A 20,723-nucleotide genomic window follows, 5' to 3' on the forward strand; every position below is an offset into this window, starting at 1 on the left:
CGATAGCCAGAGCCCTCGCCGCGACCCGCCCCCGCCACCGAATCCCCCGCGACAGAACATGAACGAAGGCCATCCCGTCCAGGCCCTATGGTGCGACCCTGCCGATGGCGTGGTCGCGCGCATCGTGCGCGTGCTCGCCGAACGCCAGGCGCATGCGGCGCGCACGATGGTGCTGGTGCCCTACGCGCAGCTCATGGGCGTGGCGCAGGCCATGTGGGCGCGCTGCGGCTCGCCGGGCTTCGTACCGCGCTTCGAGACCACGCGCAACTGGGCGCGCAGCGCGGGTGGCTTCGTTCCTTCGGGCTACGACATCGCCTTCGACATGGCGCGCGACCTCGTGACCGCGCAGGGCCTGCTCTCGCAGACCGGCTTCGGCGCCGAACGCTTCGCGCTCGCGGGCCGCGTGGTCGAGCTGGCCTACCAGCTCGCGCCGCTCGCGGCCGCGGTCGCGCCCGAAGAACGCGGCAGCGCCTGGGCCGAGCGCGCCGCCAGCGTGGCCGATGCGGGCAGCGAATCGGAGTGGTTCCGCATCGAGAGCGCGCTGATCCGCATCGCGGTCGCCTGGGCCGCGAACGCGAGCTATGCCACCGACGTGCTGCTGCGCGAGCCCGCGCGCGCGCAGATCGACGTGCTGATCGTGCTCGAGGGCTTCCAGACCGATCCCTTGACGCAGACCCTGTGCGGCCTGTGGGGCGAGCGCGCCGTGCGCCTGTCGCTGGTGCCCGCCATCGCGCCGCGCGGGCAGTCCGCGGCCCATGTCGCGATCGATCCCGAGGACGAGGCCGAACTCGCCGCGGCCTGCGCGCTGCGCCACCTGGCCGAGGGCCGCAGCCCGGTCGCGCTGGTCGCCACCGACCGCGCGCTCACGCGCCGCATCGGCGCGCGGCTCAAGGGGCAGGGCGTCACGGCGCAGGACGAGACCGGCTGGAAGCTCTCGACCACGCGCGCGGCCGCCATGCTGATGAGCGCGCTGCGCGCCTGCGCGCACGACGCCGGCAGCGACCAGGTGCTCGACTGGCTCAAGAGCGGCAACGACGGCGATGCGCTCGCGGTGCAGGGACTCGAGTCGAGATTGCGGCGCGAAGGCGTGCGCGACTGGTCGGCCTGGTGCGCGCAGGCCGCGCGCAGCGAGAAGCCGCAGGACGTCGCGCTGATGCCCTTCACGAACGAGATCGAGGCCCGCCGCGCGCCGATGGCGCGTGCGCGTCCGCTCGCCGAGTGGCTGGTCGCCTTGCGCGCGCTGCTCGAGGCGGCCGGCCAGTGGGAGCCGCTCGAGGCCGACCTCGCGGGCGGCAAGGTGATCTCGGCACTGTGGCTCGACGCTGGCGCGCATGGCGACGACGAGGCTTTCCCGGGCGGGCGCCACACGCTCTCCGAATTCACGGCCTGGGTGCGCGACGTGCTCGAGGACGCGAGCTTCGTGCCGCCCGTCAACGGCGAGATACCGCAGGTGATCGTGCTGCCCTTGCACCAGCTGCTGGGCCGGGCCTTCGGCGCGATCGTGGTCCCGGGCTGCGACGACCGCCGCCTGCCCGCATCGCCCGAGCCACCCGGCAACTGGAGTGCCGCGCAGCGGCTCGAGCTCGGCCTGCCTTCGCGCGAGGCGCTCGAGGCGGCGCAGCGCGCGGCCTGGAACGCGGCCCTGTGCAATCCCTGGTGCGAACTGCTGTGGCGCGGTGCCGATGCCAGCGGCGAGCCCGTGCGGCCCAGCCCGCTGGTGCAGGGCCTCGAGCTCGACCATGCGCTCGCCTTCACCGACGATCCGCGCACGCGGCGCGAGGTGCCCGTGCGTCCCACTCTCTATCCGATGCCCTCGGGCGCGCTGCTGCCGCTGCGCAACGTGTCGACCAGCGTTTACGAAGACCTGCGCCGCTGCCCCTACCGCTTCTTCGCGCTGCGCCAGCTCGGCCTGCGCAGCGCCGACGAGCTCGATGCCGAGGTCGACAAGCGCGACTTCGGCAACTGGCTGCATGCGGTGCTCGGCCATTTCCACGAGACGCTGCGGCAGACGCCCACGCGCGACGCCGGCGAGCGCCTGCGCTTCATCGAGGACGCGGCCGTGCGTGCCACGCGCGAATACGGCCTGTCGGACGCCGAGTTCCTGCCCTTCGCCGCGGCCTGGCCCGCGGTGCGCGACGGCTACCTCGACTGGCTCGCGGGCCACGAGGCCGCGGGCGCGGTCTTCGTCGAGTCCGAACCCTGGAAGGAACAGCCGCTGGGCGCGCTGCAGCTGGTGGGCCGGCTCGACCGCATCGACCGCATGCCCGATGGCCAGCCCTTCGTGATCGACTACAAGACCGAGTCCTCGGCCGTGACCAAGGAGCGCGTGAAGGAGCCGACCGAGGACACGCAGCTCGCGTTCTATGCCGCGCTGGTGGCCGACGACACGCTGCGCGCGGCCTACGTCAACGTGGGCGAGAAGTCCTCGGGCACACAGACGGTGGAGCAGCCGGTGGTGGTGCAGGCGCGCGATGCGCTGGTGGCCGGCATCCTCGATGACTTCCGGCGCATCGCCGAAGGCACGCCGCTGCCGCCGCTGGGCGAGGGCACGGTGTGCGAGCACTGCACCGCGCGCGGCCTGTGCCGCAAGGATTTCTGGAGCGACGATGCCGGCGCCGCCGTGCTGCAGGAGGGCTCGCCATGAACGGCGCCGCCTACGAACACAACGGCCAGCGCGTGCCGCGCGAGGCCTTCTACACCGTCGCCTGCGATCCACGGCGCTCGGTGGCGGTCGAGGCCTGCGCGGGCGCGGGCAAGACCTGGATGCTGGTGTCGCGCATCGTGCGCGCGCTGCTCGACGACGGCGCCAACGCCTGCCAGCCGCACGAGATCCTCGCCATCACCTTCACCAAGAAGGCCGCCGGCGAGATGCGCGAGCGGCTCGACCAGTGGCTCGAGGCCTTCGCCGAGCGCGAGCCCGAGGAACTGGTCAAGGAACTCGTGATGCGCGGCATGCCGCCGGCCGAGGCGCTGGCCGCCGCGCCGCGCCTGAAGGGCCTGTACCGGCACCTGCTCGAGGGCGGCCGGCCGGTGCAGTTCCGCACCTTCCACGCCTGGTTCGCGGGCCTGCTGCGCAATGCGCCGCTGGCGGTGCTGCGCGAGCTCGGCCTGCCGTCGAACTACGAGCTGCTCGAGGACGATGCCGAGGCGCGCTCGCGCACCTGGCGCCCCTTCTTCGAGGCCGTGACCGCCGACCCCGATGCGCTGGCCGACTACTACGCGGTGGTCGCCACCTACGGGCGCTCGCAGACCGCCAAGGCGCTCGGCGAGGCGCTCACGCGGCGCGTGGAGTTCTCGCTCGCCGAACCGGCCGAGGCGGTGCGGCATTTCGCCGACCTGCACCCGGCGCTGGCCGGCTTCGACACGCCGACCGACGCGCTGCGCGGCGAGGCCGTGCGCCGGCGCTGGCTCGACCGTGCCGCCGCGCTCGGCCGCGAGACCAACAAGACGCCGCAGAAAGCGGCCGAGGCCGTCATCGACATCTTCGGCACCGGCGAGCCGGCCGAGTCCGCGTTGCCCTCGGCGCTCGCGCTGCTGCGCAAGAGCTTCTTCGTCGCGACCGAGGACCGGCTCAACAAGAACCTGCAGAAGTACCCGTCCGCGCAGGAGGCCGAGGCCGAACTGCAGCTGCTGTGTGCCGCGCAGGCCCAGCATGCGGCCTGGCTTTACCAGCAGCGCATGACGCGGCTCACGCGCCTTTTGATCGACGCCTTCGCGGGCGTCAAGCGCGCCCACGGCTGGGTCGACATGAACGACGTCGAGCAGGCGGCGCAACTGCTGCTGGGCCAGTCGGCGCTCTCGGGCTGGGTGCAGGAGCGGCTCGATGCGCGCATCGCGCACCTCCTGATCGACGAGTTCCAGGACACCAATCCGCTGCAGTGGCAGGCGCTCTATGGCTGGCTCAGCGCCTACGTGGGCGCGGGCAGCAGCGCGCCGCGCGTGTTCGTCGTGGGCGATCCGAAGCAGAGCATCTACCGCTTTCGCCGCGCCGAGCCGCAGGTGTTCATCGCCGCGAAGAAGTTCGTGCGCGAGGGCCTGGGCGGCGAGCTGCTCAACTGCGACCACACGCACCGCAATGCGCGCGCCGTCGTGGGGCTGGTCAACCAGGCCATGCTGGCCGCGCAGGAGGCCGGCGAGTTCGACGGCTTCCGTGCCCACACCACCGAGCGCAGCGACGAGGGCGCGCTGCTGAAGCTGCCGGCCATCGAGCGCGATGCCGCCGAGGCCGCGGCCGATGCGGCGCCGGCCGACGACGGCATGCTGCACTGGCGCGACAGCCTGGTCACGCCACGCGTGCTGCCCGAGGAGCAGTTGCTGCAGAAGGAGTGCGAGCAGGCCGCGCGCTGGATCGCGCAACTGATCGCCGACGGCACGCCGCCGCGCCAGATCATGGTGCTGTCGCGCCGCCGCAGCCGGCTCGCCGCGATGCAGGAGGCGCTGCGCCAGCGCCACATCCCGGTGCAGCAGCCCGAGAAGAACGAGCTGCACGACGCGCCCGAGGTGCAGGACATGGTGGCGCTGATCGATGCGCTGGTCTCGCCCGCGCACGACCTCTCGCTGGCGCGCGCGCTCAAGTCGCCGCTGTTCGGCATCGGCGACGACGACCTGGTGCAACTGGCGCTGCGCCAGCGCGCGCTGCCGGGCTGGAGCTGGTTCCGGTTGCTGCAGGCCGGCGAGGACCTGCCGGCCGCGCTGGCCGAGGCCGCGCCGCGTCTCAAGCGCTGGCAGCGCTGGTTGGCCACGCTGCCGCCGCACGATGCACTCGACGCGGTCTTCCACGACGGCGACGTGCTCGCGAAGTTCGGCGCGGCCGTGCCCGCCGCGCTGCGCCAGGGCGCGCTCGCCAACCTGCGCGGCCTCCTGGCCGCGTCGCTCGACATCGACGGCGCGCGTTTCGTCACGCCCTATGCGCTGGTGCGCGCGCTGCGCGCCGGCGGCGTGCGCGCCCCGTCGGTGGCCGCGCCCGAGGCGGTGCAGTTGCTGACGGTGCACGGCGCCAAGGGCCTCGAGGCCGACACCGTGCTGATGCTCGACTGCGACGCGCCGCCGCCGCGCGCCCAGACCATGGGCGTGCTGGTCGAGTGGAAGGGCGGCGACCGCGTGCCGACGCGCTTCGTCTTCCTCGCGAGCGAGAAGGCGCCGCCGGCCTGCGCGGCATCGCTGCTGCTCGACGAGCAGCGCGCGCGCCACCGCGAGGAGCTCAACGGCCTCTATGTCGCGACCACCCGCGCCCGCGCGCGGCTGGTGCTGTCGTCGGTGCGCCCCGCGCGCGCCAACGAGGGCAGCTGGTGGGCGCGGCTGGCCGAGGCCTGCGAGACCGTAGCTGCCGACGAGCCGCTGGTGGCGCCGGTCGCAGCGCAGGCGCAGGCCGTCTTCGCGATCCACGAGCTGCCGGTGTTCGCTTCCGCGACACTGCCGGTGCCCGTCGCGCGCAAGGAAAAGGCGGCCACGCTCGACGCACGCGCCGCGGCCTTCGGCCAGGCGATGCATCGCCTGCTCGAATGGTCGGTGCCCGGCGAGCCCTTGCCCGCGGCCCATGTGCGCGCGGCGGCGCAGGAGTTCCTGCTCGACGCGCAGCAGGCGCGCGGCGCCGCGGCGCTGGCCGCGCGCATCCGCGCCGGCGCGGGCGCCTGGGCCTGGGACCTCGAGGCCATCGACTGGCACGGCAACGAGGTCACGCTGGTGCACGAAGGCGACACGCTGCGCATCGACCGGCTGGTGCGCGAGCGCGCCAGCGGCACCTGGTGGATCCTCGACTACAAATCGGCCGCAAGGCCCGAGCGCGATGCCGCGCTCATCGCACAGATGCAGCGCTACCGCGCGGCCGTGCAGCAGGCCCATCCCGGTGCCACGGTACGCGCCGCGTTCCTGACCGGGCAGGGCGAACTGGTGAACCTCGAATGACTTCTTCTCCCACCGTCGCCGTGATCGGCGGCGGCCCCGCCGGCCTGATGGCGGCGGAAATCCTCTCCGCGGCCGGTGCGAAGGTGCACCTCTACGACGCCATGCCCTCGGTGGGGCGCAAGTTCCTGCTCGCGGGGCGCGGCGGGCTCAACCTCACGCACTCCGAGCCCTTCGAGGCCTTCGTGGGCCGCTTCGGCGAACGCCGCGCCGAGCTCGAGCCGATGCTCGCGGCCTTCGGTCCCGCGCAGCTGCGCGAATGGGCCGCGGGCCTGGGCATCGAGACCTTCGTCGGCAGCTCGGGCCGCGTGTTCCCCACCGACATGAAGGCCGCGCCGCTGCTGCGCGCCTGGCTGCACCGGCTGCGCGAGGCCGGCGTGCAGTTCCACATGCGGCACCGCTGGACCGGCGATGCCGCGGTCTCGCCCGGCGTGCTGCGCTTCGACACGCCCGCGGGCGAGGTCGAGGCCTCGGCCGATGCGGTGGTGCTCGCGCTCGGCGGCGCGAGCTGGGCGCGGCTCGGTTCCGATGGTGCCTGGGCGCCGCGGCTGCAGGCGCAGGGCGTGGCGGTGGCGGAGCTGCAGCCCGCCAACTGCGGCTTCGACGGCAGCGGCTGGAGCGCGCATTTCTCGGAGCGCTTCGCGGGCCAGCCCTTCAAGTCGGTGGCCGTGTCGTTCACCGATAGCCGCGGCCGTCATTTCGCGCGCAAGGGAGAGTTCGTCGCCACGGCGGGCGGCATCGAGGGCAGCCTCGTCTACGCCGTCTCGGCCCTGCTGCGCGACGAGATCGCCGCCAACGGCAGCGCCACATTGCTGCTCGACCTGCTGCCCGACCGCAGCGCCGAGCAGGTGCTGGCCGCGGTCAGGCATCCGCGCGGCGCGCGTTCGCTCGGCAGCCACCTCAAGAGCCGGCTCGGCCTCGAGGGCATCAAGGCCGGCGTGCTTTACGAGGTGCTGAGCCGCGAGGCGATGCACGATCCGCTGCAACTCGCGCAGGCGATCAAGGCCGTGCCGCTGCGGCTGCTGGCCGCGCGCCCGGTCGACGAGGCGATCAGCACCGCGGGCGGCGTGCGTTTCGATGCGCTCGATGCGCAGCTGATGGCCGGCGCGCTGCCCGGCGTGTTCGTGGCGGGGGAGATGCTCGACTGGGAGGCGCCGACCGGCGGCTACCTGCTCACGGCCTCGATGGCCAGCGGCGTCGCGGCCGCGCGTGGCGTGCTCGCGCGGCTGGGACTGTCGTGAGGCTTTGGATTTTTTGGCGCGGCTCCCGTTCCGGGGTGGAACGAGAGCGCTGAAGAAGTTGACGAGCCTTACCCCTGGCACTGACTACGCAGTTAGGGCTGCTTGGTTCCCCACCTGACCCGGTTGGCCACTTCACCATGCAGGGAGGCCCGTCAGGGTCGATTCTAACCTCGCTCGCGTTGCCCCCTTCGCCGGGGCGGTGAATCGATCGATGAGAAACATCGAAGAGGCGGATGCCGAAGGCCCCCTTCGCGGCTTTTAGAATGGGCGCAATGTCCTATATCGTGCTCGCCCGCAAGTTCCGTCCGAAAACCTTCGCTGAGATGGTCGGTCAGGGGCACGTGGTGCAGGCGCTCGAGAACGCGCTCACCACCCAGCGCCTGCACCACGCCTACCTGTTCACCGGCACGCGCGGCGTGGGCAAGACCACCGTCTCGCGCATCCTGGCCAAGTCGCTCAACTGCCAGGGTCCGGACGGGCAGGGCGGCATCACCGCCACGCCCTGCGGCGTGTGCCAGGCCTGCCGCGACATCGACGCCGGCCGCTTCGTCGACTACACCGAGCTCGACGCGGCCTCGAACCGCGGCGTCGATGAAGTGCAGTCGCTGCTCGAGCAGGCGGTCTACAAGCCGGTGCAGGGCCGCTTCAAGGTCTTCATGATCGACGAAGTGCACATGCTGACCAACACCGCGTTCAACGCGATGCTGAAGACGCTCGAGGAGCCGCCCGAGTACCTCAAGTTCGTGCTGGCCACCACCGATCCGCAGAAGGTGCCGGTCACGGTGCTGTCCCGCTGCCTGCAGTTCAACCTGCGCCCGATGGCGCCCGAGACGGTGCTCGAGCACCTGACCTCGGTGCTGCAGACCGAGCAGGTGCCGGCCGAGCCGCAGGCGCTGCGCCTGCTCGCGCGCGCGGCGCGCGGCTCGATGCGCGACGCGCTCTCGCTGACCGACCAGGCGATCGCCTTCGGCAACGGCGAGCTGGTCGAGGCCGGCGTGCGCCAGATGCTCGGCAGCGTCGACCGCGGCCATGTGTTCCGCCTGATCGAGGCGCTCGCGCAGGGCGACGGCAAGACCGTGGTCGAGACCTCCGAGGCGCTGCGCATCGACGGCATGTCAGCCGCTTCCACGCTCGAGGAAATGACGGCGGTGCTGCAGGCCATGGCGGTGCTGCAGGCCGTGCCTTCGCGCGCCGAGGCTGCCACGTCCAGCACCGACCCCGACGCGGCCGACACCGCGCGGCTCGCGCTGCTGATGCCGGCCGACGAGACCCAGCTGCTCTACAGCCTGTGTCTGCACGGCCGCGGCGAGCTCGGCCTCGCGCCCGACGAATACGCCGCTCTCACGATGGTGCTGCTGCGGCTGCTGGCGTTCAAGCCTGCGCAGAACGCGGCCGGCTCGGCCTCCGCGGAAAAAAAAACTCTGAATAACGCCCCGGCGGCGGCGCCGGCACCCGTTGCCGCCCCCGCGCAGCCGCCGCGGCCGATCCCGGTGCGCAGCATGTCGGCCGAAGTGCCGCGTCCGGCGCCCGTTGCCGCACCTGCGCAACCGTCGACCGCCGCCCCCGCGGGCCACCGCCTGCCGGTCGTCGACCAGCCCGTGCGCCGCCCCGAGGCGCGTCCGCCCGAGGACGTGCCCGAACCCGATCCCGCCCAGGTGGTCGCCGTGCCGATGCGCGTGCAGCCGCCGCCCGGCGCGCGCGACACGCCGCGCGACGGTGCCCAGGCACCCGCCGCGCCGATCCCGCCGAGCGAGGAGGGCGATTTCTGGTTCGCCACCGTCACGCAGTTGATCGCGGCCGAGAGCATCGCCGCGCTCACGCGCGAACTGGCGCTGCAGTCGCAGCTGGTGGCGCGCGACACCGACCAGTGGCTGCTGCGCATCGAGCGCGAGTCGCTCAACCAGCCCTCCAGCCGCGAGAAGCTGATCGCCGCGCTGGCCGCGATCGGCCACGAGGTCAAGCTCGCGATCGAGGTCGGCGGCGTGGTCGACAGCCCGGCACGCCGCAACAAGGCCGCCGCCGACGAGCGCCAGCGCATCGCCGAGGAGGCGATCCGCAGCGATCCCGAGATCCAGGCCCTGATGCGCGACTTCGACGCGAGGATCGTCCCGGGCTCGCTCAAACCGGCCTGAGCGCGGCGGGCCACGCGCAGCGGCGACAATCGGCCGTGGCCCTTGCGGCGGCGAGGCTTCGCCGCCAGCTGCGCTTCCATCTCTTATCCTTTCCCATCCACCCAACCGATCCACAGGACCAACGATGTTCAACAAAGGACAACTGGCCGGCCTCATGAAGCAGGCGCAGGCAATGCAGGACAACCTCAAGAAGGCCCAGGAAGAACTGGCCCACATCGAGGTCGAGGGCGAATCGGGCGCCGGCCTCGTGAAGGTCGTGATGACCTGCAAGCACGACGTCAAGCGCATCACCATCGACCCGAGCCTGCTGGCCGACGACAAGGACATGCTCGAGGACCTCGTGGCCGCTGCCTTCAACGCCGCCGTGCGCAAGGCCGAGGAGACCAGCGAGCAGAAGATGGGCAAGCTGACCGCCGGCATGCCGGGCCTGCCCCCGGGCATGAAGCTGCCGTTCTGATGCCGCCGCGCCACCAAGGCTGACGTGTCCGACGCCGGTTCCCTCGACGCGCTCGTCGATGCGCTGCGCCGCCTGCCGGGCGTGGGCGTCAAGTCGGCCTCGCGCATGGCCTTCCACCTGCTGCAGCACGACCGCGAGGGCGCGCAGCTGCTCGCGCGCGCCCTGCAGCAGGCGGCGGGTCAGGTGCGCCATTGCGAGCGCTGCAACACCTTCACCGAGATGCCGGTGTGCAACGTCTGCCTCGACGTGCGGCGCGACCCGACCAAGCTCTGCGTGGTCGAGACGCCGGCCGACCAGGCCGCGCTCGAGCGCACCAACGCCTTTCGCGGCTACTACTTCGTGCTGATGGGCAAGCTCAGCCCGCTCGACGGCATCGGTCCCAAGGACCTGGGCCTGCAGAAGCTGTTCGAGCGCGCGCTCGATGGCACCGTGGCCGAGGTGATCCTCGCGACCAACTTCACGGCCGAGGGCGAAGCCACGGCGCATGTCATCGGCGATGCGCTGCGCCAGCGCGGCCTCACCGTCACGCGGCTCGCGCGCGGCGTGCCCGCGGGCAGCGAGCTCGAGTACGTGGACCTCGGCACCATCGCGCACGCGCTGGTCGACCGGCGCTGATCCCGCGGCGGCCACCGCCGCCGCGCATCCAAGAGATTCCGGAGACACCATGACCCTGTCGCTGCTTACCGTCGCCTACTGGTGCGTCTTCATCGCCTGCGGCCTGCCGTACCTCGCGGCCTGGATCGCCAAGGCCGGCGCCTTCCGGCCCAGCGACAACGCGCAGCCGCGCGACTGGGCCGCCAGGCAGGCGGGCTGGCGCGCGCGCGCCAACGCCGCGCAGGCCAACAGCTTCGAGGGGCTGCCCTTCTTCATCGGCGCGGTGATCATCGCGCACCAGCTCGGCGCCGCGCAGCTGTGGATCGACCGCCTCGCGATCGCCTACGTACTGCTGCGCGTGGCCTATCTCGCGCTCTACATCAAGGGCATTCCGGCGCTGCGCAGCGCGGTCTGGGCGGCCGCCTTCGTGGTCAATATCGCGATCCTGTTCCTCGCGAAATAGCGCGGCTGAGAGCGGCCTTTTTCACTCTGTGAGAGGCCTTCATGCTTACGTGAAAACCCGCACGGGATGACCCCGATGCAGCGACCCTGCGCGCGCCCCTAAGCTCGATTCAGTTTCGACGAATTCCAGAGCCACCAGACGCCGCCGCAGGCCACGTTCCATGCTTCACCGCCGCACCCTCATCTCCGCCTCGGCCATCGCCGCCGCCACCATCGCGTTGCCGCGGGTGTTCGCGCAGCCGAAGCTGGAGAAAACCAAGATCTCGATCGCGGTCGGCGGCAAGGCGGCGTTCTACTACCTGCCGCTCACCATCTCCGAGCAGCTCGGCTACTTCAAGGCCGAGGGGCTCGACGTCGAGATCTCCGACTTCGCGGGCGGCGCGCGCGCGCTGCAGGCGGTGGTCGGCGGCTCGGCCGACGTGTGCTCGGGTGCCTACGAGCACACCATCAACCTGCAGGCCAAGAACCAGTTCTTCCAGGCCTTCGTGCTGCAGGGCCGCGCGCCGCAGATCGCGATGGGCGTATCGACCAAGAACATGTCGAGCTATGCCGGCATCGCCGACCTCAAGGGCAAGAAGATCGGCGTCTCGGCGCCGGGCTCGTCGACCAACATGGTGGCCAACCTCGTGCTCTCGCGCGGCGGCCTCAAGGCCAGCGACGTGAGCTACATCGGCGTGGGCGTCGCCGCCGGCGCGCTCACCGCGCTGCGCTCGGGCCAGATCGACGCCATCAGCAACACCGACCCGGTGATGACCATGCTCGAGCAGAAGGGCGACGTGAAGATCATCAGCGACACCCGCACGCTCAAGGGCACGCAGCAGGTGTTCGGCGGGCCGATGCCGGCCGCCTGCCTCTATGCGCCGGTCGATTTCGTGCAGAAGAACCCCAACACCTGCCAGGCGCTGGCCAACGCGATCGTGCACGGCCTCAAGTGGCTGCAGACCGCGGGCCCGGGCGACATCATCAAGACCGTGCCCGAGACCTACCTGCTCGGCGACCGCGCGCTCTACCTCGCCTCGTTCGACAAGGTGCGCGAATCGATCGCGCCCGACGGCATCGTGCCGTCCGAGGGACCCAAGACCGCGCTGGCCGCGATCGCGAGCTTCGACACCTCCGTCAAGGCCGACAAGATCGACCTCGCGAAAACCTACACCAACGATTTCGCACGGCGAGCGAAGGACAGGTTCAAGGCCTGACCTCGATGTCCCGCGACCCGGCTTCGGCCGGGTTTTTTCTGGGGGACGCGCATCGCCAGCCATCCAGTTCCGCCATGTCCGACCACGCACTCGAACTCCTCTCGATCAGCTGCATCTTCCATTCGAAGGACGACCCCGGCCAGCGCTACACCGCGGTGGCCGACACCACCTTGCGCGTGCGCGCCGGCGAGTTCGTGTCGGTGGTCGGTCCCACGGGCTGCGGCAAGTCGACCCTGCTCAACATCGGCGCGGGGCTGCTGCAGCCCTCGTCCGGCACGGTCAAGGTGTTCGGCCAGCCGCTTTCGGGCATCAATGCGCGCGCGGGCTACATGTTCCAGACCGAGGCGCTGATGCCCTGGCGCAGCGCCATCGACAACGTGATGGTCGGGCTGCAGTACCGCGGCGTGCCTGATGCCGAAGCGCGCCGCGAAGCCGAGGCCTGGCTCGCGCGCGTGGGCCTCGCGGGCTTCGGCGACCGCTATCCGCACCAGCTCTCGGGCGGCATGCGCAAGCGCGTGGCGCTGGCGCAGACGCTGGTGCTCGATCCCGACATCATCCTGATGGACGAGCCCTTCAGCGCGCTCGACATCCAGACCCGGCAATTGATGGAGAACGAGGTGCTCGACCTGTGGAGCGCGAAGAAGAAGGCCGTGCTGTTCATCACCCATGACCTCGACGAAGCGATCGCGATGAGCGACCGCGTGGTGGTGCTCTCGGCCGGACCGGCCACCCATCCGATCGGCGAGTTCGAGATCGACCTGCCGCGCCCGCGAGACGTGGCCGAGGTGCGCACCCAGCCGCGCTTCGTCGAGCTGCACACCCAGATCTGGGAGGTGCTGCGCGACGAGGTGCTCAAGGGCTACGCGCAGCAACTGAAGAAGGCCGCATGATGTCGCGCCTGGCCCTCAACGAACGCAACGCGCGCTTCTGGCAGCTGGTGCTGCTGGTCGTGATCCTCGTGGGCTGGCACCTGGCCTCGCGCAACCAGCAGGTGGCCTTCTTCCTCGGCGAGCCGATCCAGGTGGCCGGGCGCATCTGGAGCTGGTTCCTGCCCTTCGAGGTGCCGGCCAACCCGCTGTTCCCCGACGGGCTCAAGGGCAATGCCGACATCTACCTGCACCTGGGCACCACGCTGCTCGAGACCGTACTGGCCTTCGGCATCGGCACCGTGCTGGGCCTGGGCTGCGGGCTGTGGCTCGCGCTCGCGCCCACCGCGAGCCTGATCCTCGATCCCTACATCAAGGCCGCCAATTCGATGCCGCGCGTGATCCTCGCGCCGATCTTCGCGCTGTGGTTCGGCCTCGGCATCTGGAGCAAGGTGGCGCTGGCCGTCACGCTGGTGTTCTTCATCGTGTTCTTCAACGTCTACCAGGGCGTGCGCGAGGTGAGCCCGGTGGTGCTCGCCAATGCACGCATGCTGGGCGCCAACCAGCGCCAGCTGCTGCGCACCGTCTACCTGCCGAGCGCCACCAGCTGGGTGTTCTCGAGCCTGCACACCTCGGTGGGCCTGGCCTTCGTGGGCGCCGTGGTGGGCGAGTACCTGGGCTCGGCGCGCGGCGTCGGCTACCTGATCCTGCAGGCCGAGGGCACCTTCGACGTCAACACCGTGTTCGCGGGCATCGTGGTGCTGACGGCCTTCGCGCTCGCGCTCGATGCGCTTGTGGGCCTGATCGAGAAGCGGCTCATGAAGTGGCAGCCGCGCAGCGGCGAGACCGAGAAGCTCTGAACCGCGCGGCGGCCCGGGAACGAGCTCGGGCGCGCTCATGCGTTCTTGCCGTGCGCCTCGGTGTTGACCTGCACCAGCGCGCGGCCCGCGAAGATGCCGCCGGCCATCTCGAGCACCACGCGCTCCGCGTCGCGCCGCCGCAGCTCGTCGATCACCTCGTCGGCCTCGGTGTCGGAGGCGCCGAGCGCCAGCACGCCCTGGCGGCCGAAGGCCATCGCCGATTCGAAGGTCTCGCGGATCTGGAAGTCGACGTTGAGCTTGCCGATCTCGAGCATGTGCTCGCGGTCGTAGGCGCGCACCAGCAGCTGCGCATGCGGGAACTCGGCCTTGAGCAGCTCGACGATGCGCGTGGTGGCGGCCTTGTCGTTGACGCAGACCATGATCACGCGCGCGCCGTGGGCGCCCGCGGCATGCAGCACGTCGGCGCGCGAGCCGTCGCCGTAGTAGACCTTGAAGCCGAACAGGGCGGCATCGCGGATCACCTGGGTGTCGGTGTCGATGATCGCGATCGAGGCACCGCGCGCCAGCGCGCCCTGCACCGCGATCTGTCCGAAGCGGCCGAAGCCGATCACCAGCACGTTGCCGACCAGGTCCTCGGCCTTGTCGATGCCGTCCATCGACTCGGCCGCGGCCGGCGCGAAGCGGCGGTGCGCGAGCACCACCAGCGGCGTGAGCGCCATCGAGAGCACCACCACCGCCGTCATGTTGGCGTTGACCACCGGGCTGATCACGCCCGCGGCGAGTGCGGAGGAGAACAACACGAAGGCGAATTCGCCGCCCTGGGCCATCAGCACCGCGCGGTCGAGCGCGTCGGCGCGCGAACTCTTCGCAAGCCGCGCTACCGCGTAGATGCACAGTGACTTCACCACCATCATCGACAGCACACCGGCCAGGATCAGCTGCCAGTTGCGCGCCACCACCGCGAGGTCGAGCGACATGCCCACGCCGATGAAGAACAGCCCGAGCAGCAGGCCGCGGAAGGGCTCGATGTCGGCCTCGAGCTGGTGGCGGAAGGTGGATTCGGACAGCAGCACGCCCGCGATGAACGCGCCCATGGCCATCGAAAGGCCACCGAGTTGCATCAAGAGCGCCGCGCCCAGCACCACCAGCAGCGCGGCCGCGGTCATGACCTCGCGCGCCTTCGAGTTGGCGAGCACGCGGAACAGCGGGTTGAGCAGCCAGATGCCGGCCGCCACCAGCGCCGCGAGCGCGGCCAGCGCGATGCCCACGCCGATCCAGCGCGAGCCGGCCTCGACCGCGTGCTGCGTGGCGTCGGGCGGCGCGATGAAGGCCACGATGGCCAAGAGCGGCACGATCAGCAGGTCCTCGAACAGCAGCACGGCGACGATCTTCTGGCCGCGCGGCGCCGCGATGTCGCCGCGTTCGCCGAGCAGCTGCATCACGATGGCGGTGGAGGTCAGCACGAAGCCCATCGCGCAGACGAAGGACACGGCGAGCGGGAAGCCGAAGGCCATGCCCACGCCGGTCAGCAGGAAGCCGCAGACCACCACCTGCAGGCTGCCGAGGCCGAAGATGTCGCGCCGCATGCTCCACAGGTGCGAGGGCCGCATCTCGAGGCCGATCACGAACAGGAACATCACGACGCCGAGTTCGGCCGTGTGCAGGATGGTCTGGGGATCGGTGAACAGGCCGAAGCCGAACGGGCCGATGGCCAGCCCCGCGGCCAGGTAGCCGAGCACCGAGCCGAGCCCGATGCGCTTGAACAGCGGCACCGCGACCACCGCGGCCCCCAACAGCGTCACGACCTTGACGAGATCGCCCGCGCTTCCTTCCACTGCCATGGCATGGCCCTCCTGATTTATTCGTTCGTGGCCGGCGCCGCGAAAGGCGATGCACCGGCCCTGCCGCCGCCCGGGCGCTACTTCAGCGCTTCTTCTTCGAGGGCGTGCCGCCGCGCTTCTCGCGCACCACCTGCTTGCTCGAGGCGCTGGCCGGCACCTTGCTCACGTTGCTGCCGCGCTTGACCTGCGCGACCGGCCGTCCGCGCGGACCGGCACCGCTGCCGACGCGCGCGGCCGGGGCGGCGCGCACCGGCAGGTAGACCACCACGCTGATGCCGCGCTTGAAGGCATGGTTGGGCTTGACGTCGTTCCACTCGGCGACGCTCGCGGGCTTGAGGTTGTAGCGGCGCGCGATGCTCGCCACGTTGTCGCTGCGGCCGGCCTTGACGGTGGTACGGCGCGTGACGATCTCGGGCTGGAAGCTCAGGTGGCCGCTGTCGGCCACCACCGCCGCCACGTCCTCCTTGACGCGCGCGCCGCGCGGCACGATCAGCGTGGAGCCGGCCCTGATCAGCATGCGCGGCGGCACGTTGTTGAGCGCGCGCAGGTCCGACTCGCTCATGCCGGCGCGCTGGGCGGCGTCGGCCACCGTCATGGTGTTGGGCACGACCCAGGCGGTCCAGCTCGCGTACTGGCCCTGCGTGTAGGCGTCGAAGTTGCGCTGGAACACGGCGGCGTTGTCCCAGGGCAGCAGGATCTCGGAGGTGCCCGCGGCGATCAGCACCGGCTTGTGGGCCGCCGGGTTGAGCGCGCGGAAGTCCTCGATGCGCACGTCGGCGAGCTTGGCGGCCAGTTCCACGTCGAGGTCGCGCGTGAGCGGCACGGTCTGGAAGTAGGGGTGGTTGGCGATCACCGGCAGCTCGGCGTTGAAGGCCTGCGGGTTGGCCACGATGTTCTTCACCGCCTGCAGCTTGGGCACGTACATGCGGGTCTCGGCCGGCATCGTGAGGTCGCTGTAGGTGGTGGGCAGGCCCAGGCGCTGGTTCTTGGCGATGGCGCGGCTCACGCTGCCTTCGCCCCAGTTGTAGGCGGCCAGCGCGAGCTGCCAGTCGCCGAACATGTTGTAGAGCTTCTGCAGGTAGTCGAGCGCGGCGCGCGTGGAGGCCACCACGTCGCGGCGGTCGTCGCGGAAGATGTTCTGCTTGAGGTCGAAGTCGGTGCCGGTGGCCGGCATGAACTGCCACATGCCGGCGGCGCGCGCGCTCGACACGGCCTGCGGGTTGAAGGCGCTCTCGATGTAGGGCAGCAGCGCCAGCTCGGTGGGCATGTTGCGCCGCTCGAGCTCCTCGACGATGTGGAAGATGTACTTGTTCGAGCGCTCGGTCATGCGCTGGATGTAGTCGGGCCGGCTCGCATACCACTGCTCGCGGTCGCGCACGAGGTCGTTGTCGAGGTCGGGCATCTTGAAGCCGCGGCGGATGCGGTCCCACATGTCGGCCGGCGGGGCCAGCGTGACCACGCTCTGCGAGCGCGCCTCGCTGCTGGCGATGGGGGCGAGCTGGCCGCTGGGATAGACGGGCGCGGCGCGGCTGGCGGCGAGGGAGCCGGTGCCGCCGGCGGTGGGGGGAGAGGAGGGGGAGGAGGAAGACGAGGAGGAGGGGTTGCCGGTGCCCGCGCAGCCGGCGAGCAACAGGATGCCTGCGAGGCAGGCGGCAGCGGTGAGTTTCATCGGAAGTCGTTTTTCCATTGGCGCAGCGCGGCGAACACGTCGGCTTCGCCCGCGTCGGGGGACAGCTCGGCGTGCGCGCGCACCGCTCGAAGGACAGTGGCTTCGCGGCTGCGAAGAAAGGGGTTGATCCGGCGTTCGAGGGCCAGCTGCGACGGCAGCGTGGGCTCGCCCTGGGCGCGCAGGCTTTCGCAATGCGCCCGGTACTGAGTCAGGTCGGTGTTGCCGGGTTCCACCGCCTGGGCGAAGCGCAGGTTAGAAAGTGTGTACTCGTGGGCGCAGCAGACACGGGTGTCGCCGGGCAGCGCGGCGAGCGCGTCGAGCGAGGCCAGCATCTGCGCGGGCGTGCCCTCGAACAGGCGCCCGCATCCGCCCGAGAACAGGGTGTCGCCGCAGAACAGCAGCGGCGCGCGGCCCTCGGCCGCGGGCAGGAAGTAGGCGATGTGGCCGGCCGTGTGGCCCGGCACGTCGATCACCTCGAAGCGCAGGCCCAGCGCGTCGGCATGGTCGCCCTGCACCAGCGGTGCGTAGGGCTCGGGGATGCGCTCGTGCCCGGGACCCCACACCGCGGCGCCGGTGGCGGCGCGCAGCTCTGCCACGCCGCCCGTGTGATCGGCGTGATGGTGCGTGACTAGAATCGCGGCCAGTTGCAGCTTGCCGCTTGCCAGTGCGTCGAGCACCGGCCGGGCATCGCCCGGGTCCACCACGATCGCGTTGGACCCGTCCTGCAGCATCCAGATGTAGTTGTCGGCGAAGGCGGGCAGCGGAACGAGGGTCATGAGCGGTCAAATTATAGGTTTGCAGGAGTGGTTCGCGACCCCCCCCGGACGCTACCTTCTCGCCTGGGAACAAGCCCAGTTCGACCAGGCCGTGGCCGACGTTTTCGGCTACCACGCGCTGCAGCTCGGGGCGGCCCAGGTCGAGGGCCTGCGCGCCAACCGCATGCCGCACCGCTGGCTGGCGCTCGACGACCCGGCGCACCTGGCGCAGGCGCCGCAGGCCGTGCTGCTGGCCGATTTCGCGGCCCTGCCGTTCGCGGCCAACAGCCTGGACCTGGTGGTGCTGCCGCATGCGCTCGAGCTCAGCCCCGACCCGCACGCCACCCTGCGCGAGGTCGAGCGGGTGCTGGTGCCCGAGGGCCGGGTGGTGATCTGCGGGCTCAACCCGACCAGCCTCTGGGGCATGCGGCAGCGCCGCGCGCACCTGTACCGGCGCCTGGGTTTCGGCGAACTCTTCCTGCCCGAGGGCGGCGAGTTCATCGGCTACTGGCGCATGCGCGACTGGCTGCGCCTGTTGAGCTTCGAGGTCGAGTCGGGGCGCTTCGGCGTCTACCGGCCGGCCGCGCGCAGCGAGGCCTGGCTCGAGCGCAGCCGCTGGATGGACGTGGCCGGCGAGCGCTGGTGGCCGATCTTCGGCGCGGCCTACTTCCTGGTGGCGGTCAAGCGCGTGCGCGGCATGCGCCTCTTGAGCCCCGAGTGGCGCCGCGCCAGCGCCCGCGCCACGGCGCCGGTGCCGATCGCGGGCAAGGTGCACCGGCAGGGACGCCGCGCCGACCGCGAATGACGTGAATATCGACAGTGAAGAAATGAAGGAACAGAGAGCTTGAACGAAGTCGTGATCTACACCGATGGTGCCTGCAAGGGCAATCCCGGCCCCGGGGGCTGGGGCGCCTGGCTCAAGTCGGGCCCCACCGAGAAGGAGCTGTTCGGCGGCGAGCTGAACACCACCAACAACCGCATGGAGCTCACGGCCGTGATCGAAGGGCTGGCCGCGCTCAAGCGGCCCTGCAAGGTCACGCTCTACCTCGACAGCCAGTACGTTCGCCAGGGCATCACCGAGTGGATCCGCGGCTGGAAGGCCAAGGGCTGGCTCACCTCGACCAAGCAGCCGGTGAAGAACGTCGAGCTCTGGCAGCGGCTGGACAAGCTGGTGCAGGAGGGCGGCCACGCCATCGAGTGGCGCTGGGTCAAGGGCCATTCGGGCGACCCGGGCAACGAGCGCGCCGACATGCTGGCCAACAAGGGCGTGGACAAGGCGCTCGGCCGCGGCTGAACGGGCGGCTGAGCGCGCGGCGACTACGGGTCAGCCCTCAGGGCGAAGCGCGCCTCGCGCGCTAGAGTGCCCGGGGCAGGCCTCGGGCAAGGGCATGGATGTTGCTTGAGGCGTTGCGATGGCCATCGCGAGATGGTTTCCAACCCTTCGCTCGCAGCATGCACCTCGACTACTCCACCGACACGGTCGACGACGGCCAGCGCTTCGAATACTGGAGCGACGTGGTGTGCCAGCACCTGATTCCGGCCAAGAGCGTGGTGCCCGACCGCGAGCATTTCAACGCGCGCTTCAGGCTGCGCTCGCTCGGCAAGCTCGCGCTGGCCGAGATGTCCTCGCCGCGCCATGTCTGGGAGCGCGACGCTCAGCACCTGCGCAGCGGCCCCAACGAGGACTTCATGCTGAGCCTGATGGTGTCGGGCCACGGCGTGCTCTCGCAGTCGGGGCGGGAAGTGGTGCAGCGCAACGGCGACATCGTGCTCTACGACGCCGCGCGGCCCTTCAGCTTCGACCTCGCGCCCGAGTCCACGCTGCTGGTTCGCATTCCGCGCCGGCAACTGCTGTGCCGCTTTCCCGAGGCCCACAACCTCACGGCGATGCACCTGGCCGAGGGCCATCCCACGGCGCGGCTGCTCGGCCACATGATCCGCGAGGCGGCGAGCCTCGAGCTCTCGGGCAGCGAGGCCATGGAGGCCAGCCTCGCGGGTTCGATGCTCGACATGCTCTCGGCCGTGCTGCAGGTGCAGAGCGACGGCGCCGAGGCCGCGCTGTCCTCGCATGCCCAGCTCTACCAGCGCACGCGCGAGTACATCGCCGCGCACCTCGACGACTGCGAGCTCGACGTGGAGCAGATCGCCGCGGCGCAGCACGTGTCGGCGCGCACGCTGGCGCGCGTGTTCGCCGAATACGGCAGCACGCCGATCCAGCACCTGTGGAAGCAGCGGCTCGAGGCCAGCCACGCGGCGCTCAGCGAAGGCCGGGTGCGGCAGGTCACGCAGGCCGCGTTCCAGCACGGCTTCAGCGACCTCTCGCATTTCTGCCGCGTGTTCAAGAAGGCCTACGGCGTGACGCCGCAGACCCTGTTGCGCCGCCACTGAGCGCGGCACTCCGCGGCTGGCGGTTCCAGCCCATCGCGATGGCAGGCGCAGCCAAGCCGCGAACCGCGTCGTTGCCTATCGTGAAGCCAGCCCCCAGACGGGCGCTTCACGCAAGGAAACGACGATGCCTTCCCCCTCATCCGCCCCCTCCGATGCCCCGCCGGCGATCGACACCGCCGCGCTGGCGCGCTGCGCCGGCCTCGACCTGAGCCCCGAGCGGCTGGCCGCGGTCGATGCCGTGCTGCAGGCCTGGATTCCCGCCGCCAATGCGCTCAGCGCGCAGATGAGCGATCCCGCGCGGCAGGCGCTGATGCCGGTCACGGCCTTCACGCATGCGCACGAGCTGCCGGAGGAGGGCGCATGAGCGCCGCGCCGGGCCGCCCCAAGCAAGCTCGCACCG

At 71.0% G+C, this 20,723-nt stretch carries 17 protein-coding genes and 1 other RNA gene; 14 read left to right on the forward strand and 4 right to left on the reverse strand.

Annotated features, from left to right (window positions below; genetic code table 11):
• Positions 1 to 58 precede the first annotated feature (58 nt).
• From ACODT0_RS22000 to ACODT0_RS22010, 3 genes are read left to right on the forward strand one after another with little or no spacing between them, the layout of a single operon-like run.
• Positions 59 to 2,644 (forward strand): PD-(D/E)XK nuclease family protein, encoded by a 2,586-nt coding sequence (locus tag ACODT0_RS22000; protein WP_489042266.1) that lies wholly within the window; start codon positions 59 to 61, stop codon positions 2,642 to 2,644.
• The gene (locus tag ACODT0_RS22005; RefSeq protein WP_489042267.1) at positions 2,641 to 5,904 is read left to right on the forward strand and encodes a UvrD-helicase domain-containing protein; all 3,264 of its coding nucleotides are present in this window, start codon (positions 2,641 to 2,643) and stop codon (positions 5,902 to 5,904) included. Before ACODT0_RS22000 ends, ACODT0_RS22005 begins: the two co-directional genes overlap by 4 nt.
• The gene (locus ACODT0_RS22010) at positions 5,901 to 7,142 is read left to right on the forward strand and encodes a TIGR03862 family flavoprotein (protein ID WP_489042268.1); all 1,242 of its coding nucleotides are present in this window, start codon (positions 5,901 to 5,903) and stop codon (positions 7,140 to 7,142) included. Before ACODT0_RS22005 ends, ACODT0_RS22010 begins: the two co-directional genes overlap by 4 nt.
• Before the next feature lie 57 nt (positions 7,143 to 7,199).
• Here ACODT0_RS22010 and ffs read toward each other — a convergent pair.
• An RNA gene (gene ffs, locus ACODT0_RS22015) (signal recognition particle sRNA small type) lies at positions 7,200 to 7,296 on the reverse strand.
• Between the two features lie 118 nt (positions 7,297 to 7,414).
• Here ffs and dnaX point away from each other — a divergent pair.
• The 7 genes from dnaX to ACODT0_RS22050 all read left to right on the forward strand — a co-directional run bounded on the left by dnaX (position 7,415) and on the right by ACODT0_RS22050 (position 13,709).
• Positions 7,415 to 9,274: a DNA polymerase III subunit gamma/tau gene (gene dnaX / locus ACODT0_RS22020; protein ID WP_489042269.1), complete on the forward strand. Its 1,860-nt coding sequence runs from the start codon at positions 7,415 to 7,417 to the stop codon at positions 9,272 to 9,274.
• Positions 9,275 to 9,398: 124 nt separating this feature from the next.
• Positions 9,399 to 9,731, forward strand: coding sequence for a YbaB/EbfC family nucleoid-associated protein (locus ACODT0_RS22025; protein WP_007836669.1), 333 nt, complete (start codon positions 9,399 to 9,401; stop codon positions 9,729 to 9,731).
• 24 nt (positions 9,732 to 9,755) lie between these two features.
• Positions 9,756 to 10,346, forward strand: a complete 591-nt coding sequence (recR, locus tag ACODT0_RS22030; RefSeq protein ID WP_057594213.1) for a recombination mediator RecR — start codon at positions 9,756 to 9,758, stop codon at positions 10,344 to 10,346.
• 49 nt (positions 10,347 to 10,395) lie between these two features.
• On the forward strand, positions 10,396 to 10,788 hold the full coding sequence (locus ACODT0_RS22035; protein ID WP_489042270.1) for an MAPEG family protein: 393 nt from the start codon (positions 10,396 to 10,398) through the stop codon (positions 10,786 to 10,788).
• Between the two features lie 160 nt (positions 10,789 to 10,948).
• Positions 10,949 to 11,983 (forward strand): ABC transporter substrate-binding protein, encoded by a 1,035-nt coding sequence (locus ACODT0_RS22040; RefSeq protein WP_057594211.1) that lies wholly within the window; start codon positions 10,949 to 10,951, stop codon positions 11,981 to 11,983.
• A gap of 74 nt (positions 11,984 to 12,057) precedes the next feature.
• Positions 12,058 to 12,873 (forward strand): ABC transporter ATP-binding protein, encoded by an 816-nt coding sequence (locus tag ACODT0_RS22045; protein ID WP_057594210.1) that lies wholly within the window; start codon positions 12,058 to 12,060, stop codon positions 12,871 to 12,873.
• Positions 12,870 to 13,709, forward strand: coding sequence for an ABC transporter permease (locus ACODT0_RS22050; RefSeq protein WP_057594209.1), 840 nt, complete (start codon positions 12,870 to 12,872; stop codon positions 13,707 to 13,709). Before ACODT0_RS22045 ends, ACODT0_RS22050 begins: the two co-directional genes overlap by 4 nt.
• Positions 13,710 to 13,744: 35 nt before the next feature.
• On the opposite strand, the gene ACODT0_RS22055 is transcribed toward ACODT0_RS22050, so the two are convergent.
• From ACODT0_RS22055 to gloB, 3 genes are all read right to left on the reverse strand, one after another.
• Entirely contained in the window at positions 13,745 to 15,511 is a 1,767-nt protein-coding gene (locus tag ACODT0_RS22055; protein WP_057594208.1) for a monovalent cation:proton antiporter-2 (CPA2) family protein, read from the reverse strand.
• A gap of 82 nt (positions 15,512 to 15,593) precedes the next feature.
• Positions 15,594 to 17,180, reverse strand: a complete 1,587-nt coding sequence (locus ACODT0_RS22060) for a transglycosylase SLT domain-containing protein (RefSeq protein WP_489042271.1) — start codon at positions 17,178 to 17,180, stop codon at positions 15,594 to 15,596.
• Entirely contained in the window at positions 17,177 to 17,956 is a 780-nt protein-coding gene (gene gloB / locus ACODT0_RS22065) for a hydroxyacylglutathione hydrolase (protein ID WP_422097231.1), read from the reverse strand. Before gloB ends, ACODT0_RS22060 begins: the two co-directional genes overlap by 4 nt.
• Here gloB and ACODT0_RS22070 point away from each other — a divergent pair.
• The 4 genes from ACODT0_RS22070 to ACODT0_RS22085 all read left to right on the forward strand — a co-directional run bounded on the left by ACODT0_RS22070 (position 17,955) and on the right by ACODT0_RS22085 (position 20,687).
• Positions 17,955 to 18,740, forward strand: a complete 786-nt coding sequence (locus ACODT0_RS22070) for a class I SAM-dependent methyltransferase (protein ID WP_261213878.1) — start codon at positions 17,955 to 17,957, stop codon at positions 18,738 to 18,740. The genes gloB and ACODT0_RS22070 overlap by 2 nt on opposite strands.
• A gap of 39 nt (positions 18,741 to 18,779) precedes the next feature.
• Positions 18,780 to 19,229 carry a ribonuclease HI gene (gene rnhA / locus ACODT0_RS22075; RefSeq protein WP_057594204.1) on the forward strand — a complete coding sequence of 150 codons (450 nt, stop codon included), beginning with the start codon at positions 18,780 to 18,782 and terminating at the stop codon, positions 19,227 to 19,229.
• 158 nt (positions 19,230 to 19,387) lie between these two features.
• Entirely contained in the window at positions 19,388 to 20,323 is a 936-nt protein-coding gene (locus tag ACODT0_RS22080; protein WP_064262248.1) for an AraC-like ligand-binding domain-containing protein, read from the forward strand.
• Positions 20,324 to 20,447: 124 nt separating this feature from the next.
• The gene (locus ACODT0_RS22085; RefSeq protein WP_093341346.1) at positions 20,448 to 20,687 is read left to right on the forward strand and encodes a hypothetical protein; all 240 of its coding nucleotides are present in this window, start codon (positions 20,448 to 20,450) and stop codon (positions 20,685 to 20,687) included.
• The last annotated feature ends 36 nt before the right edge of the window (positions 20,688 to 20,723 follow it).

It is taken from the genome of Variovorax sp. FG153, assembly GCF_057809595.1.